This window comes from uncultured Sulfitobacter sp. (genome assembly GCF_964021855.1).
Taxonomy (GTDB): domain Bacteria; phylum Pseudomonadota; class Alphaproteobacteria; order Rhodobacterales; family Rhodobacteraceae; genus Sulfitobacter.
Window position 1 is genome coordinate 410,000 of sequence record NZ_CAXHZD010000002.1, and the last position, 14,984, is coordinate 424,983.

Genomic DNA, 14,984 nt, shown 5'->3' on the forward strand with positions numbered 1-14,984 from the left:
GCGATCACAATTTGGCGCGCGGCTGTGTCTATATCTTCCGCACCCAGCTTTCGCTTCCGCTTGGCCTGACCCGCGACGGGGCAAACGTTAGTGGCCAATAATTACGGGATCGATACAGCGGTCCGTTTCGGTCTCAAGCTCAAGCGTGGTGTGGTGCAAATCAAAGCTTTGCAGCAGATGTGCCTTTATGGCTTTTCGCAGCACGCCGGCGTCGGTTCCTGTGGCAGCGACGATATGCGCGTCTAGCGCGTTGCCATGCTCTTGCATGATCCACAGATGAACATGGTGCACATCAATGACACCGGGCACCGCGCGCATCGCGGCAATGACATCTTCGGTTTCCATACCTGCGGGACGTGCCAGCATCAAAATGCGAGCCACTTTGGGCAGTTCCGTGGCCGATAGCCACAGAATGTAGCCCGCGATCATCAGTGTCACCAGCGGATCAACCCACGTCCAGCCGAACAGCAGAACCAGCGTTCCCGCCACCATGACCGCCACAGACCCCAAGGCGTCGGCAACATTGTGCACGAACGCCGCGCGGATGTTCACGCTGGATTTCGACGCGCGATAGGTCAATGCCGCTGTGCCCATATCAACCAGCAAGGCAAACCCTGCCACGGTAACGATAATCCACCCCGTAACCGGTTCGGGTTCGGCAAATCGCATGATGGCCTCATAGGCCAGATACAGCCCGATCACGATCAAGGTGGTATAGTTGATCAGGGCGGCCACCGCCTCGATCCGGCCATAGCCAAAGGTCATATCCGCATTCGCCGGACGTCGGGCAATTTTGCGGGCACCAAAGGCGATGATCAGCGAAATGGCATCGCTAAAGTTGTGCAGCGCATCGGCGATAAGCGACAGGCTGCCTGAAACCAAGCCACCAATGATCTGCGCCAGTGTTAGGCCAAGGTTAATCGCAACCGCTGCGGCGATTTTGCCGTCGCCTGCATCGGGGTCAACGTGGTGATGATGAGCGTGTGACATCGGGCGCTTTCTAAGGATGGGGATGGTCGGGGCAGGGCGTATCGGCGTCTGCGCAGCATTCGGTCAATAGAAACTGCGACATCTCGTTGATCGCGGCATGGGCGACAGCGGCACAGATGATATTTCGCCCCTGTTTTTGCTGCTGCACCAGACCTGCGGCGACCAGCAATTTCACATGATGGGTCAGCGTTGATCCGGTGATGGCCGATCTTTCGCCAAGCGCGCCAATCGTCAGCCCCTTTGGGCCAGCCCGCACAAGGGTACGCATCACGTGTAAACGTTGCTCGGACCCTAGGGCCGCAAAACGTGCAGCGGCAAGAGTGAGGTCGGAAGGCGGGGCCGGTAATGTTTCCATATTTTTAGAAGTATCGAAATAAGGCTCTGCGTCAAGGTCATTTCGACAAAGCTCGAAATGAATTTGCCCAACCAGATTGAAACCTGCGTTTACGCTGTTATCTCGGATATATGACTGACATCCGCCCCCAGCTGCGCGCCTGTACACTATGTGCTGACCGCTTTGCCCAGACGGCAACGGCGCATCGGCCCAATCCGGTGGTCTGGTTCCAGCCGGGTGCACGTTTGTTGATCGCGTCGCAAGCACCGGGGGTGCGCGTGCATGTGGCGAATACGCCGTTTTGGGATGCGTCGGGCAAGCGCCTGCGCGACTGGCTGGGGCTGGACGAATACGCATTTTACGACCGCAGCCGCGTGGCGATCATTCCGATGGCGTTTTGCTTTCCCGGCTATGACGCCAAAGGCAGCGATCTGCCGCCGCCGCCGATCTGTGCCAAAACATGGCGGGCAGGGGCCTTGGCAACCGTGCCTGACGTGCGGCTGACGGTGCTGATTGGCGGGCACGCCATGCGCTATCATTTGCCGGGTTTCACCACCGTGACCCAAGCCGTCGCCGATTGGCAAAGCCATCCGCCGGGCGTCTTTGCCTTGCCACATCCGTCTTGGCGCAATACCGGTTGGCTCAAGAAAAATCCGTGGTTCGAGGAAAACGTTCTTCCTGAGCTGCGTAAAGCTGTAAGGGATGTGATGCATGACTGACCCAACACCATTGGACACCGCACATGCCGCTATGATGGCGGATGATGGGGACGACGCCGCGCGTTTGCGTTTTTATGAACGTATGGCCGATGTGGAACTGTTCATGCTGCTTGAGGACGAGCCGGACGACGATCAGGTCAACCCGGTGTTGCTGCAAGATGCCTATGTTCTGGTTTTTGATCGCATCGAACGGCTGGCCGCTTATGTCGGCCATGCGGCCCCTTACGTGGCGCTGTCCGGTCGGGCCATTGCTGGTATGCTCGAAGGGCAACCGCTTGGCATGGCTGTGAATATGAATGTCGCACCGTCCGCCATTTTACTACCCGACACTGCGGTGGCGTGGCTGCGCGATACGCTGGCCCACACGCCCGGGCAGGTCGAGGCCAAGATCACCCGCGTCATCCCGCCCAAGGGGCTGCCCGAAACCCTGATCGCCGCGATTGATGCCAAGCTGGCCACCGCCACCGGCATGGCTGCGGGGGCATGGTTGGTCGGCGTCGAATACGAAGGCGGCGCTCGCGGGCATCTGCTGGGATTTGTCGGCGCGATCCCGCGTGCCCAAGATGCGCTGGTGCGCGCCGCCTCCGAAGCGCTGACATTCTCGGGGATCGAAGCGGGGGCCATGGACGTCGGATTTTTCGCACCCTCTGACCCGACTGTTGAAAAGCTGTCCAAGGTGGGCCTGCGGTTCGATCTGCCCCAGATGGAGCCGCTGCAAAAGACCCCCCGGATGGAGGCACCGGGGTCTGACCCGTCAAAGCCGCCGATCTTGCACTAGAGGTGATGCCATGAAGCTAGAGTTCACGTCAGATTTCGCGGGCCGTGAGTCCGAGATAGCACGGTTATGCACCGATAGCTTCACGGTGTCCGATAGTGTGGAAGAGGGCAGGATGGTGGGTCAACTCGCCCGCGACCTGCTGGTTGATACTCCGCGCGATGACGTGATCATGTGGGCGGCTTTGGAGGACAACAAAGTCGTCGGTTGCGTGTTCTTCTCTCGCCTGCGCTTTGATGGCGACGACCGAACGGTCTTCATCATGGCACCTGTGGCCGTTAAAACGGAATCCCAAAACATCGGCGTCGGGCAGAAAATGATATCGCGTGGGCTGGACGATTTACGCCAAAGAGGCGTTGATTTTGCCCTCTGCTATGGCGATCCGAACTACTATATCAAAACTGGCTTTGAACCGATTACCGCAGACATGGCGCAACCGCCGCTGCCGCTTAGCATGCCATTCGGCTGGCTGGGTCAGCGGCTGTCGACCAAAGGTGATTGGCCACTGGTCGGCCCGTCACACTGCGTGCCCGCGCTCCACAAACCGGCGCTTTGGTAACCCTTTGGCCCTACCTTGGGGCACCCCTGCGGCATAATTCCTAACGACAGATGGCACATTTGCGGTATCCTTTTGAGATCAAAGGAGGTCCGCCCATGTTGTTTCGTTTGATACTTGCCCTGTCGCTGCTGGCCCCGATGGCCCATGCGCAGATACATACGCGCACCCCCAGCCATTGCATCGCCTTGGCCGAGGCAACGCCGGGGATGGCATATCTGACCCTCGCCAATCTGCCCGATGTCGCGACTGAAACGGTGCATCTACACTACATCGCCCATGCCAGTTTCCTGATCCGCAGTCATGGCGGGCTGAATATGGTCACTGATTTCACCGGGTTCACGGGCACGCTGCCGATGATCCCCGATGTGGTCACCATGAACCGCGCCCATGAAAGCCATTTCACGCAATTCCCCGATCCCGCGATCCCGCATGTCCTGCCCGGCTGGGGTGAGTTTGGCCAAGGCATCGATCATTCCCTCGACTTGGGCGAGGTTCTGATCCGTAATGTTTCTACCGATATCCGGTCGCAATTCGCAGGGGTCGAGGTCAAAGGAAACTCGATCTTCATCTTCGAAATGGCAGGCCTGTGTATTGGCCATTTGGGGCATCTTCATCATGAACCCGATGCGGCCCAATATGCGGCGATTGGACGGCTTGATGTGGTGATGGCCCCGGTCGATGGTGGCTATACGCTTGATCTGCCCACCATGATCCGCATTCTAAAGCGCCTGAAATCATCGGTTGTGATCCCCATGCATTGGTTTTCGGATTTCGGACTAAGTGACTTTCTGGCGGCCATGTCGGACGAATTCACAGTAATCAACGTCGAAGGGCCCGCATTGCAACTGTCACGCGACCGGCTGCCGTCACAGCCCACGATCATGGTGCTGCGCCCGCAATATTTACGCAGTGACAATTAAGCAGCTTGCAAGTTTTGTGCGCCAGCGCGATCAATGCACCATGAAATTAAACGCCGCTGATCCCGCATTCGAGGCCGCCTTGCGCGCCGATCTTCCCTCCGACGTGTTTCGCCCCGTCGAGCCGCGATATCTGGAAGAACCCCGCGGCCTCTATACCGGGCAATCCGCCATTCTCGCGCTGCCCCGTGATGTGCAAGAGGTCGCAACCCTGATCCGCCATGCAAATGCCGCCCGTGTCGGCGTGATCCCTTACGGCGGCGGCACCGGGCTGGTTGGGGGGCAGGTCGCGGAACATGGCCCCGCCCCTCTGATCCTGTCGCTAGAGCGGATGAACAAGGTGCGTGCCGTCTATCCGGATGAAAACGTACTGGTGGCCGAGGCGGGTGTGATCCTCTCCGATGTTCAGGACGCTGCCGAAAACGCCAACCGGTTGTTCCCGCTCAGCTTGGCCGCCCAAGGGTCGGCCCGTATCGGTGGCAATCTTGCAACAAATGCCGGGGGCACAGGCGTTCTGCGCTACGGCAATGCCCGCGATCTGTGTCTGGGGCTCGAGGCAGTTTTGCCCGACGGGCAAATCTGGAACGGTCTGACGCGGCTGCGCAAAAACAACACGGGCTATGACCTGCGTCATTTGCTGATCGGGGCCGAGGGCACCTTGGGCGTAATCACGGCGGCCGCGCTCAAGCTGTTCGCGCGCCCTGCCAAATCAGGGACGGCGTTGCTGGTGGTGCAATCGCCCGCCGCAGCGTTGAAGCTGTTGTCGATGGCGCGGGATCAACTGGGCGAAATGGTCAGCGCCTTCGAGATTGTGAATAAGATGGGCTTTGATTTCCTTTCTGAGACCATGCCCGAAGTACGTCAACCGTTCGATATGCCGCCCGAATGGTGCGTGTTGATCGAACTGGGTCTTAGCGGCGATCTTGATCCTGCCACCTCGCTTGAAACCCTGTTTGAACACGCGATGGAAGCTGATCTGGTCACCGACGGGTTGATCGCACAAAGCCAACAGCAATCAGATGATTTCTGGGCAATCCGCGAAATGATCCCCCACGCAAATCGCAAGGTGGGCTCGATCTCAAGCCATGATATTTCTGTGCCGCTGGGGGCCATCCCCGAGTTTATCACCAAAGCCGGTGAAAAAATCGCGGCCTTGGGGGATTTCCGGATTAACTGCTTCGGCCATGTGGGCGATGGCAACCTGCACTACAATATCTTCCCGGTCATAGGAAAATCGCGCCAGGATCACGAAGCCGAGCGCGAACAGATCAAAACAACGATCCACGATCTGACCCACGCACTGGGCGGATCTGTCAGTGCCGAGCACGGTATCGGCCGTCTCAAGGTTAAAGACCTTGAACGCTACAGCGATCCGGCCAAACTCTCTGCCATTCATGCCATCAAAGCCGCACTAGATCCCAACGGCATCATGAACCCCGGCGCAATCGTCCCTGCACCGAACTGATCCGTATTCTCTGGCTTTAAAATATCCCGGGGGACGGCCCGCAGGGACGGGGGGCAGCGCCCCCAAACCTGCTACATACCGTCAAACGCACAAAGCGCGTGAACATCCATACCCATGGCTTCCAAACGCTTGCGCCCGCCCAGTTCCGGCAGATCAATGATAAACGCGCAGGACACGATTTTGCCGCCCAGCTTTTCGATCAACTTGATCCCCGCTTCGGCAGTGCCACCGGTGGCCAGCAAATCATCCACCACCAGAACCCGCTCACCGGGCTGGATCGCATCGTCATGGATTTCAACCGTCGCCTCGCCATATTCCAGGACATAATCCTGCGCGATGGTCTTGCCGGGCAGTTTGCCTTTTTTGCGGATCGGCACAAACCCGACCGACAATTGGTGCGCAATTGCCCCGCCCAGGATAAACCCGCGCGCCTCAAGGCCCACCACCTTATCAATCGCAATCCCGGCATAGGGATGCAGCATCTGGTCAATCGCCATGCGAAACCCGCGCGGATCAGCGAAAAGCGTGGTCACGTCGCGAAACATGATCCCCTCATGGGGGAAATCAACGATGGTGCGAATATAGTCCTGAACCTGTTTCATCTGGTTCTCCCAAAACCCTAAGGGCGGCGCAAAGGGTATCCCCTTCGTCTTCACCCTTTTAAAAATACTCATAACCCGGGCAGCCGGGCCTTGATCGGTTTAATGCTTAAATCACCCTGCCTGCAACCGCATCCAGTTTCGCCATCAACGTGGGGTCACGCATTTCGGGCTGCGTCAGGATCGCGTATTCCAGCGCGCGGTCACAACCATGGGGGCAGGCATCCCGCTCGGCTCCCAGCAGCGCTGGCAAACGCGCGACCATTTGGCGGCCCTTGTCGGCATTGCCCATCAGGGTCTGAATGATTTTGGTGACGTCCACTTCGCCGTGATCCGGGTGCCAGCTGTCATAGTCTGTGATCATCGCGACGGACGCATAGCAAAGCTCGGCCTCGCGGGCCAATTTCGCTTCGGGCATATTGGTCATCCCGATCACATCTGCGCCCCAGCTTTCGCGGTACATCTTGGATTCGGCCAGCGTCGAAAACTGCGGGCCTTCCATTGCCAGATAGGTGCCGCCCCGGTGCACATTGATACCAGCGTCCCGCGCGGCGGTTTCGCAGGCATCGCTTAGACGCGGGCAGGTGGGGTGTGCAACGCTCACATGGGCGACACAGCCGGTGCCAAAGAATGATTTTTCCCGTGCAATGGTCCTGTCGATGAATTGGTCCACGATCACGAAATCCCCCGGGGCCATTTCGTCGCGAAAGGACCCGCAGGCCGATACGCTGATCACATCCGTGCAACCCAACCGTTTCAGCGCGTCGATATTGGCGCGGTAGGGGACGGTTGATGGCGCATGCACATGTCCGCGTCCGTGACGCGGCAGGAACGCCATTTCCACCCCATCCAAGGTCCCGGTCAGGATCGCATCAGATGGCGCGCCCCACGGGCTTTCAACGGTCAGCCATTCAGCGCTCTCAAGCCCGTCAATATCATAGATGCCCGATCCGCCGATCACAGCGATTTTTGTCTTTGTCATGGGGAAGCCCTTGGATTGATTTACGGGCAGAGTATCAAGGATCACCGTGATGAAAACCCCGAAACCTGCGCCGCGCCGGGCTTGCGCACCCGCCCTGCCTTTTCTTCTGCTGTGCTTTGGTCTAGTGAGCGCGAAATAATACCCTATCCCTTACCCCGACTCCCAAATATGAAGGATGCCCCCATGGCGCGTTCCACGTTCCGCAGTTTCGCCAAGAACCTTAATGTGACCGACTTGCGCTGGATGCCCGGCGAGGGGCTGTCGCCGTCGCGTCTGCGGATTGAGCTGCTGTCGGGGCTGACTGTTGCCTTGGCCTTGGTGCCCGAAGCGGTGGCGTTTGCCTTTGTTGCGGGGGTTCACCCGCTGGTCGGTTTGTATGCTGCATTTTTGGTGGGGTTGATCACAGCGTTGATCGGGGGCCGTCCGGGGATGATTTCGGGGGCCACGGGGGCCTTGGCGGTTGTCATGGTGGCGCTGGTCGCTCAGCATGGTGTCGAATACCTGTTTGCCACCGTGGTGTTGATGGGCCTCATCCAGATTTTCGCCGGCGTGATGCAATGGGGTAAGTTCATCCGATTGGTGCCGCATCCGGTTATGTTGGGCTTTGTGAACGGCCTTGCGATCGTTATTTTCCTGGCGCAATTGGGCCAGTTCAAGGTGCCCGGCACAATGGTTGATACAGGCCACGGCATGGGCGGCGGTGAATGGCTGTCAGGCCAGCCCTTGATGCTGATGCTGGCGCTGGTGGCCGCGACCATGGCGATCATCTGGGTCATGCCGCGCATCACCAAGCTGGTTCCGGCACCGCTGGCAGGCATTGGTATTGTGGCGGCTGTGGTTATTGCCTTTGGTATGGACGTGCCGCGCGTCGGTGACCTTGCCTCGATCGAGGGTGGCTTCCCAACTTTCCACATGCCCTTTGGCGAAGGTCTTGGCCTCTATGGCACAGCGCTGGCCCCGTTCAATCTTGAGACGTTCTATATCATCCTACCCTACGCAGTAATCTTGGCCGCCATTGGCCTGATTGAATCGCTGCTGACCCTGAACCTTGTCAGCGACATGACCAACACCCGTGGTGGTGCCAGCCAAGAATGTATCGCCCAAGGCGTTGCAAATACGGTTACCGGCTTCTTTGGCGGTATGGGCGGCTGTGCAATGATCGGTCAGTCGATGATCAACGTGAAATCAGGCGGCCGGACCCGCGTGGCTGGTATCGCAGCTGCGGTATTCTTGCTGCTGTTCATCCTTGTAGGGTCTTCCATTATCGAGCTGATCCCGCTGGCCGCATTGGTGGGCGTGATGTTCATGGTGGTGATCGGGACCTTCGCGTGGAACTCACTTACCATCCTGCGCAAAGTACCGCTGATGGATGCCTTTGTTATTCTGCTGGTGACGGTTGTGACCGTCTACGAAGACCTTGCGGTGGCTGTGGTCGTCGGGGTGATCGTGTCGGCATTGGCCTATGCGTGGAACAACGCGCGGCGCATCCATGCCAAAACCTATACCACGCCTGAAGGGGCCAAGGTCTATCAGGTGCAAGGGCCGCTGTTCTTTGGGTCGTCCGAAGGGTTCGCAGAACTGTTTAACGTCCGCGAGGATCCGTCTGAGGTGATCGTGGATTTTGCCGATAGCCGGGTCGTGGATCAATCGGCGCTTCAAGCGATTGAGACCATTGCCGGGAAATACGAGGCGGCAGGCAAGCGGGTGCAACTGCGCCACCTCAGCCGCGATTGTCACCGTCTGCTTAAGAAAGCGGGTCACCTTACGATCGATAGCGACGACGATCCCGATTATCAGGTCGCCGTCAACTATCAGGTGCGCACCGGTATTCTGGGCGGTCACTGATCCGGCGTCACCGTTTTCTTTCAAAGAAAACGAACCGGAATTTTAAAAATTCCGCCCGCGCGTTAATCGTCCGGGCGGATTATTTCAAACACATCTGTGACTCGCGCGTAGTCGCGATAGCCCAACCGTGACAGCGGTTGATAGGTGGTCACGTCGAAACGGCCATCTTTGATGCAATCGTCGCGCATGTGCACGCCCACGACCTCGCCAAACACCACGAAATTGCTTTCGCCCTCGATCTTGACCATTTGCGTCATGCGGCATTCAAGACTGGCGGGCGCGTTTGCCACGCGGGCGCAGGCGATTTCATCGCATTCCGCCTTTTCAATGTCAGCGTGGCCAAATTCATCCGTCCCATGTGGCAGCGTCGCCGAAGACGCGTTCATCGCGTCGCGCATCGCATATTCTACAACATTCACGCAAAACACGCCGGTGTCGCGGATATTGGCCATGCTGTCCTTGGTCCCGTCCACATCGGCTTTGGTCCCGGTAGAGGCAAACATCACCTGCGGCGGCACATAGGCGACTCCATTGAAAAACGAATAGGGGGCCAAATTATCACGCCCTTGCGCATCACGGGTTGATATCCAGCCAATGGGGCGCGGAGTGACAATGGCATTAAACGGATTGTGTGGCAGGGAATGGCCATCTTTCGGGCGATAGAACATCAAACTCTCCTCAAGGTTTGCACCCATGGCTAGCGTCATGTTAGAGGCTTTGCTACCTCAAATCCGCCGACAGGGCCGCGATACGTGTACCAGATGAAACCAGAATCGGCGGCTGACCATTGGGAAGTCGAAGCACTTTATGACACATGCTTTGCCCCCGGTCGCGAGGCGTTGTCGTCTTACCGCCTGCGCGATGGCGTGCCGCCTGTTGTGGGGCTCAGCCATGTCGCACGCGATGCGGATGGCATTCTAGCGGGGGCGATCCGGTATTGGCCTGTGCGCATCGGGGCGGCTGACGCCTTGTTGCTGGGCCCCGTGGCCGTCCACCCCATACGTCAGGGCGAAGGATTGGGCGGTATGCTGATCGAAGGCAGCCTGAGCCAAGCCGTGCCATTGGGCTGGTCGCGGGTGATGCTGGTGGGCGATGCACCCTATTACAAACGGTTCGGATTTTCGCTGCTGGACCATGTCGTCATGCCCCCGCCGACCAACCCCGCCCGCGTCTTGGGCCGTGCATTGGTCGACGGCGCTTGGGACAGCATCGCCGGTGATGTCACCGCCTGGACACATTGAAACGGCACGCAGGTCGCACCACATCTATAGCGAACAGCCGGAGAGACCCTATGCAAATCGAAAGCGACCTGCCCAAGACCGTGGATGTCGAGGCGCGGCTTGACCAGCTTGCTGCGCGCTATAAAGGCGCGGGCGGGGTGGGCATTAATGTGCTGAACCTGATCGGCGGCAGTGCCGAAGGGTTGATCGACAAGCTGCCCGGTGCCGTGCGCCGCAATCTGGAAACCGCGACGATCAAAGCACTGGGTCAGGCGATGAAGGCCGCAACATCGACGCGGTCGATGGTGCCGGATCAGAAAAGCTGGCTGAACCAAGCGGTGAGTGCCGCGATGGGGGCGGCTGGCGGCGCAGGTGGTTTGCCCACGGCGCTGGCCGAACTGCCGGTGACCACGACATTGCTGTTGCGGGTGATCCAAGGGGTCGCAGTGGAACACGGCTTTGATCCGCTGGCCGAGAATGTGCAGTTTGATTGCGTGCAGGTCTTTGCCGCTGCCGGGCCATTGTCCGACGATGATGGTGCCGATCTGGGCTTTCTGTCGGCACGCATCGCGCTGAGCGGTCGGGCGATGCAGGCGGTGATTGCCAAGGTCGCGCCAAAACTGGCTGTGGTACTGGGGCAAAAACTGGCCGCGCAAGCGGTGCCTGTGTTGGGGGCCGTCGCCGGTGCTGCGACGAATTATGCTTATACCAGCTATTACGAAGACATGGCACATGTGCATTTCGGCCTGCGCAAGCTCGCGATTGACGCGGATATCCCGCACGAAGATCTGATTGACCGTTTCCGCGACAAGGTCGGGCGTAAACAGCTGCCGCAACGCCCTAAAGTCTAAACGCGCTAAATCCTAACGCCCGATGCTGCCCGGTGCGACGGTTGTGGCCTTGAGGATAGCAAAGCATTGCGTTCCCTTTGAAAGGCCCAATTCGGAAACGGCACGTGCTGTGACGCGGGCCAATAGCCGATCTGTCCCGGCACGCAAGGCAATGGCGGCACCGGGGCCATCACCGGGGTGAATATCCTCGACCTGAACCGGCAAGACATTCACGGAACTTAACCCTTCAGGGCGGGTGAGCGAGAGGATCACATCCTGCGCCAAAACCCGCAACCGCACCCGCGCGCCGATGGGGGCCTGAACCCCGGGCAATTCGATCTCACCGGCGCTGATCCGCAAGGTGGAAATGCCGTCAGTCCCGTGGGCAATGACATCGGCCTCGATCACCGCGCCAGCCTCGCGGACACCCAGTAGGGGGACAGCTGCGGGGTTGGACATCACCTCGAACAGCGGGCCTTGGGCTTGGACCTGACCGTTCTGGATCAGCACCAGCCGGTCGGCGAGGCGGGCAACCTCGTCCACCGCGTGGCTGACATAAAGGATGGGCAGGCCAAGCGGCCCGTCGCGCAGACGTTCGAGAAAAGGTAAAATCTCTTGCTTGCGGGGGCCGTCAAGGCTGGCAAGGGGTTCATCCATCAACAACATACGCGGATGGCTCAGCAACGCGCGGCCCAAGGCGACGCGCTGTTTCTGGCCGCCCGACAGGGTTGCCGGCGCACGGGTTTGCAGCCCCTCAAGGCCCAACAGGGACACCACGTCGGATAGCTCGGGCCCAACGCTGCCCTTGGGTGCATAACGCGCGCCGAACATCAGGTTTTGCGCGACGGATAGATGCGGAAACAGGCGGGCGTCTTGGAACACCGTGCCAAGGCGGCGCTTGTGGGGGGGGACGAAAATGCCACGGGACGTGTCCAAAAGGACTTCGCCATCGACGGCAATGGTACCGCTGTCGGGGCGTAGCAAACCGCCGACGGCGTTGATGACCGTGGTTTTGCCCGCACCCGACCGCCCGAACAAAGCGGTAATGCCGGGCCCCGCCTCGAGCGAGATATCAAGGGTGAATTCCGCAAAGCGGTGCGAAAGGGACAGCGACAGGGTCATGTGCCCGCGATCCTTGCAGCGACGCGGCGGGCCAGCATTTCCGACAATAGAACAGCCGATACGGCCACAGCACTTGCCATCAGCACCATGACCACCGCCTGCCCTTCACCACCCGGGATTTGCAACGCAGACCAGATGGCACTGGGCAGGGTCTGGGTCTGGCCGGGGATGTTGGCGACAAAGGTGATTGTCGCGCCAAATTCACCCATAGCCTTGGCAAAACCCATTACCGTTCCGGCCAGTATACCCGGCAAGATCAGGGGCAGGGTTACGCGGCCAAAGACCGATTGCCGCGATGCGCCGAGGGACGCGGCGGCTTCCTCAAGCTTGGGATCAACCGCTTCGATGGCAAGGCGCATGGCGCGCACCATCAGGGGAAAGCCCATGATCATGGCTGCCAGCACGGCGCCGGACCAGTGAAAGGCCAATTGCAGGCCGATGGCTTCGAGGGCGCGGCCAAGCGGTGCGCTGCGCCCAAAGGCCATGAGCAGTAGATAGCCGGTGACCACAGGGGGCAGGACAAGCGGCAAATGCACGGCTGCATTCAGCAGCGATTTCCCCCAAAAATCGCGCCGCGCCAGCAGCCACGCGACCCACAGTGCCAGCGGAATGGCCAAAACGGTCGCCCATATGGCCACCCGAAGCGACAGGCGTAACGCGTCCCATGCGGCGGCGTCGGGCGTCATGGGGCAGGCACCGGCGTAAATCCATAGCCGGCAAAAACAGCGCGGCTTGCAGGCGTTTCCAGGTGGGCCAGAAAGGCGGCTCCTGCCTTGGTCAATGCCGCTGCAGGATAGGTGATGGGGCTGTGCAGGTCGGCGGGTATTTCATAGGCGATACGCACATCGGGTTCGGCCAGCGCATCGGTGCGGTAGACGACACCCAAGGGCGCATCACCGCGCGCAACAAGGGCCAAGGCACTGCGGACATTGTCGGTTTCCGCCAAGTGATCCCGCAGGCCGTTCCACTGGCCGGTGGCCCGTAGCCATTCAGCCGCGTAAATTCCGGCGGGCACGGCATCGCGTTGTCCCATTGCCAGACGGCCGCCACCCAGAAAACCCGCGATATTCGTGGGATCGGGGACCGTTGTGGTGGATTTAGGGGCGATTAAGACCAAGCTATTGCCGAGCAAATCGATCGGGGCACCTTGGGAGGTCGGGCCGTTTTCAACCAGCCAGCCCATCCAGATAGGATTGGCCAGAATGACCACATCGGCCGGGGCACCGGCTGCCACTTGGCGGGCCATCGTGCCGGAGCCGCCGAAAGATAACGCAACCGGCGCACCAAAGTCATTGGCGACCTGATCTAATGCGCCGCGCAGGCTTGCGGCGGCAAATACCGTGACCTCTGCGGGCTGCGCCTGTGCCGTAAGCGGCACCAAAAACGCCAGAATGATAAGCAGTTTCTTGATCATTCCCGCACTATCCGCCAAGCCTATAACACACGCAAGGGGATCACTGGCCATAGTCGGCACAAGACAGTAGATAACAGAGGAAACACAGCGCCTTATTTCGAGACCAAGATGATCAAACAACTGCCAATTTCGCTGCAAGGTGCCCGCAAAGGCGAAGCCCGTTCGCAATTTGCCGCACTGTGCTATCGGATCCGGCAGGGCAAACTGCAGTTCTTATTGATCACATCGCGCAAATCCAAACGCTGGATCGTGCCCAAAGGCTGGCCGATGCATGCCAAAACACCCGAGGCCGCAGCCTTGCAAGAGGCTTGGGAAGAGGCGGGCGTTCGCGGGCGTGTTACGGGGGGCTGTCTGGGCGTCTATTCCTATGCCAAGGAAATGGGCGATGATACGTTGTTGCCGGTCATCGCGATGCTGTACCCGGTCGAGGTAAAGGTGAAGGCGAAACAATATCCCGAAGCGGGTCAGCGGCGTCGCGCGTGGATGTCGCGCAAGAAAGCAATGAAAATGGTCCGAGAGCCGGAATTGCGCCGCATGATCCGCGACTTCGACCCGCGTCCGGGCCTGCCTGACGCTTGAACCTGCCAGTGCGCGCACCATCTTTTATGTTATGCGTTGTTTATAATGACGAAAAAGGGCAAACTGCAGGAAGATGATCCAATTTACCTTGAAATGTGACCAAGACCACCGCTTTGACAGCTGGTTCAAATCAGCTGCGGCTTTTGATGCGCTGGCCCAGGCCGGGCATATCAGCTGCGCCGTCTGCGGGTCGTCGCAGGTCACCAAGGGGATGATGGCACCGCGGGTGTCGACCGGAAAATCGCAGATAGAGGCCGATCCGGTGGTGAAGGATGCCGCGACGACCCCGGTTCTTTCTGAGCCAAAAGGCGAGGTTGAGGCGGCCATTAAAGCCTTGCGCGAGAAGGTTGAAGCGACATCGGATTACGTCGGTGCTGATTTCGTTAAGGAGGCACGCGCCATGCATGCGGGCGACGCACCGGAGCGGTCAATCTATGGTGAGGCGCGGTTGGATCAGGCCAAAGAGCTGGTTGAGGAAGGCGTGCAATTGATGCCGCTGCCGTTTCGCCCCAAGCGGTCAACACAGTAGATTTATGCCACACGCCGGGGCTTTGCCCCGGACCCCAGGATATTTGTAAGCCAGAGAAGCAGCGGTGTGCTTGGGATCGGTGCGCGCGGGCTTGCTAAGGCTGAC

18 protein-coding genes are annotated in these 14,984 nt (G+C 59.4%); 10 read left to right on the forward strand and 8 right to left on the reverse strand.

The features are described 5' to 3' along the window. Positions 1-87 precede the first annotated feature (87 nt). Together AADJ11_RS08300 and AADJ11_RS08305 are read right to left on the reverse strand one after the other, a co-directional pair. Complete coding sequence (locus tag AADJ11_RS08300) at positions 88-990, reverse strand: cation diffusion facilitator family transporter (protein WP_341234053.1); 903 nt, start codon at positions 988-990, stop codon at positions 88-90. Between the two features lie 10 nt (positions 991-1,000). Then, complete coding sequence (locus AADJ11_RS08305; protein WP_341234054.1) at positions 1,001-1,345, reverse strand: MarR family transcriptional regulator; 345 nt, start codon at positions 1,343-1,345, stop codon at positions 1,001-1,003. Positions 1,346-1,455: 110 nt separating this feature from the next. Between AADJ11_RS08305 and AADJ11_RS08310 the strand changes: the two genes are divergently transcribed. From AADJ11_RS08310 to AADJ11_RS08330, 5 genes are all read left to right on the forward strand, one after another. Further along, positions 1,456-2,043, forward strand: coding sequence for a uracil-DNA glycosylase family protein (locus tag AADJ11_RS08310; protein ID WP_341234055.1), 588 nt, complete (start codon positions 1,456-1,458; stop codon positions 2,041-2,043). Continuing rightward, the gene (locus AADJ11_RS08315; RefSeq protein WP_341234056.1) at positions 2,036-2,821 is read left to right on the forward strand and encodes an SseB family protein; all 786 of its coding nucleotides are present in this window, start codon (positions 2,036-2,038) and stop codon (positions 2,819-2,821) included. The genes AADJ11_RS08310 and AADJ11_RS08315 overlap by 8 nt, the downstream gene beginning before the upstream one ends. Before the next feature lie 10 nt (positions 2,822-2,831). After that, positions 2,832-3,377, forward strand: a complete 546-nt coding sequence (locus AADJ11_RS08320) for an N-acetyltransferase (RefSeq protein WP_341234057.1) — start codon at positions 2,832-2,834, stop codon at positions 3,375-3,377. Positions 3,378-3,472: 95 nt separating this feature from the next. Next, positions 3,473-4,297: an MBL fold metallo-hydrolase gene (locus AADJ11_RS08325; protein ID WP_341234058.1), complete on the forward strand. Its 825-nt coding sequence runs from the start codon at positions 3,473-3,475 to the stop codon at positions 4,295-4,297. A gap of 40 nt (positions 4,298-4,337) precedes the next feature. Then, positions 4,338-5,759: an FAD-binding oxidoreductase gene (locus tag AADJ11_RS08330; protein WP_341234059.1), complete on the forward strand. Its 1,422-nt coding sequence runs from the start codon at positions 4,338-4,340 to the stop codon at positions 5,757-5,759. 71 nt (positions 5,760-5,830) lie between these two features. Here the strand turns inward: AADJ11_RS08330 and AADJ11_RS08335 are convergent, their stop codons facing one another. Together AADJ11_RS08335 and AADJ11_RS08340 are read right to left on the reverse strand one after the other, a co-directional pair. Then, positions 5,831-6,361 (reverse strand): adenine phosphoribosyltransferase, encoded by a 531-nt coding sequence (locus tag AADJ11_RS08335; protein WP_341234060.1) that lies wholly within the window; start codon positions 6,359-6,361, stop codon positions 5,831-5,833. Between the two features lie 106 nt (positions 6,362-6,467). Then, positions 6,468-7,340 carry an S-methyl-5'-thioadenosine phosphorylase gene (locus tag AADJ11_RS08340; RefSeq protein ID WP_341234061.1) on the reverse strand — a complete coding sequence of 291 codons (873 nt, stop codon included), beginning with the start codon at positions 7,338-7,340 and terminating at the stop codon, positions 6,468-6,470. Positions 7,341-7,523: 183 nt separating this feature from the next. Between AADJ11_RS08340 and AADJ11_RS08345 the strand changes: the two genes are divergently transcribed. Beyond that, positions 7,524-9,185, forward strand: coding sequence for a SulP family inorganic anion transporter (locus AADJ11_RS08345; RefSeq protein WP_341234062.1), 1,662 nt, complete (start codon positions 7,524-7,526; stop codon positions 9,183-9,185). A 62-nt stretch (positions 9,186-9,247) separates the two neighbouring features. Here AADJ11_RS08345 and AADJ11_RS08350 read toward each other — a convergent pair whose 3' ends face one another. Further along, entirely contained in the window at positions 9,248-9,853 is a 606-nt protein-coding gene (locus AADJ11_RS08350; protein WP_341234480.1) for a flavin reductase family protein, read from the reverse strand. 93 nt (positions 9,854-9,946) lie between these two features. Between AADJ11_RS08350 and AADJ11_RS08355 the strand changes: the two genes are divergently transcribed. Together AADJ11_RS08355 and AADJ11_RS08360 are read left to right on the forward strand one after the other, a co-directional pair. Beyond that, positions 9,947-10,426, forward strand: a complete 480-nt coding sequence (locus AADJ11_RS08355) for an N-acetyltransferase (protein ID WP_341234063.1) — start codon at positions 9,947-9,949, stop codon at positions 10,424-10,426. A gap of 50 nt (positions 10,427-10,476) precedes the next feature. Continuing rightward, positions 10,477-11,256 (forward strand): EcsC family protein, encoded by a 780-nt coding sequence (locus AADJ11_RS08360; protein ID WP_341234064.1) that lies wholly within the window; start codon positions 10,477-10,479, stop codon positions 11,254-11,256. Positions 11,257-11,268: 12 nt separating this feature from the next. Here AADJ11_RS08360 and modC read toward each other — a convergent pair whose 3' ends face one another. The 3 genes from modC to modA are packed head-to-tail and all read right to left on the reverse strand — an operon-like array spanning position 11,269 to position 13,771. Next, positions 11,269-12,357: a molybdenum ABC transporter ATP-binding protein gene (modC, locus tag AADJ11_RS08365; RefSeq protein WP_341234065.1), complete on the reverse strand. Its 1,089-nt coding sequence runs from the start codon at positions 12,355-12,357 to the stop codon at positions 11,269-11,271. Further along, complete coding sequence (gene modB, locus AADJ11_RS08370; protein ID WP_341234066.1) at positions 12,354-13,043, reverse strand: molybdate ABC transporter permease subunit; 690 nt, start codon at positions 13,041-13,043, stop codon at positions 12,354-12,356. Before modB ends, modC begins: the two co-directional genes overlap by 4 nt. Next, entirely contained in the window at positions 13,040-13,771 is a 732-nt protein-coding gene (modA, locus tag AADJ11_RS08375) for a molybdate ABC transporter substrate-binding protein (RefSeq protein WP_341234067.1), read from the reverse strand. The genes modB and modA overlap by 4 nt, the downstream gene beginning before the upstream one ends. 108 nt (positions 13,772-13,879) lie before the next feature. Between modA and AADJ11_RS08380 the strand changes: the two genes are divergently transcribed. Together AADJ11_RS08380 and AADJ11_RS08385 are read left to right on the forward strand one after the other, a co-directional pair. Continuing rightward, positions 13,880-14,350 carry an NUDIX hydrolase gene (locus tag AADJ11_RS08380; RefSeq protein ID WP_341234068.1) on the forward strand — a complete coding sequence of 157 codons (471 nt, stop codon included), beginning with the start codon at positions 13,880-13,882 and terminating at the stop codon, positions 14,348-14,350. Between the two features lie 73 nt (positions 14,351-14,423). Then, complete coding sequence (locus tag AADJ11_RS08385; RefSeq protein ID WP_341234069.1) at positions 14,424-14,879, forward strand: DUF1178 family protein; 456 nt, start codon at positions 14,424-14,426, stop codon at positions 14,877-14,879. Positions 14,880-14,984: the final 105 nt, after the last annotated feature.